We start from the raw sequence: 1,014 nt of genomic DNA on the forward strand, positions 1-1,014 counted from the left end.
GGAAGACAGGACATCGTGAAGGGATAATGTGACCTGCAGTCTTGTGTGGACATCCGCCAGCTGGCCGTTGTGCTGCGGCAGGCTTTGCAGGAAGAATCCGGATCGGTGGAGGCCGGTTGCGGACTGCTGGAATTTGGCCGCGAGCACAACCGGCAGTTTTCTGAAAGGGTGGGGCATGGCCGCTCGCGCAGTTCGCTGTATAAATATGAAATCCTGTTGCGCCATCTGACTGCTTTCGTGGCACTCGCTCGATGCCGGAGGGAATGGCCGCTGACTGATGTGGACGAAGGCTTTGTGCGCGATTTTGCCACTTACCTCCGCACGGACCTTGGACTGGCTTCGGGCACTTCGCGTCTTTATCTCACGGCTCTGAAACGGCTCATGCGGCTGGCGTGCCGGCAGGGATTGCTGCAGGCCGACCCTTTTGCCGTAGTCGACCTCCCGCCGGCGGCACACCGCCACTACAGTTTGACGAAGGAGGAGGTGGCCCGCCTGTCGGCCTTACCTCTTTCGGGCACGAGGGCCGGTGTGCGCGACTTGTTCCTGTTGTCCTGCTTTACCGGTCTGGCCTATGCCGATGTGCGGCGTTTGCGGCGCGAAGACATAGAACGGTGCGACACGACAGGATGGCTCACGAAGCCACGCGAGAAGAACGGGCGCGTGGCCGTGGTGAGGCTGATGCCGGAGGCTGTAGCCATGATTGACCGGTTGAGGTGGCGCACCGACGGTAGCGGTATGCTCGCGGTGCCCGACAACCGGACGTGTAACCGCCATCTTCATGTCATAGGTTTGAATATGGGACTGAAACGGCAGCTTCATTTTCATATCGGACGCCATACTTTTGCCACGCTGTTGCTCTCGGCCGGCGTGCCTATCGAGACGGTGAGCCTTATGCTGGGCCACTCGCGCATCACCACCACTCAGATGTATGCCCAAGTGACGCGCAACAAAATAGTCAACGACACGATGAACATGTCGCGCGCCTTTTTGTGAGCCGTCGGGCATCGGTTGTGA

Annotated in this window: 1 protein-coding gene; it reads left to right on the forward strand. The window is 59.6% G+C overall.

Annotated features, from left to right (window positions below; all coding sequences use genetic code 11):
* The first annotated feature begins 45 nt into the window (after positions 1 to 45).
* Positions 46 to 993, forward strand: a complete 948-nt coding sequence (locus C5S62_RS00745) for a site-specific integrase (RefSeq protein WP_104403639.1) — start codon at positions 46 to 48, stop codon at positions 991 to 993.
* Positions 994 to 1,014: the final 21 nt, after the last annotated feature.

The organism is Prevotella sp. MGM2 (assembly GCF_002933955.1).
Taxonomy (GTDB): domain Bacteria; phylum Bacteroidota; class Bacteroidia; order Bacteroidales; family Bacteroidaceae; genus Alloprevotella.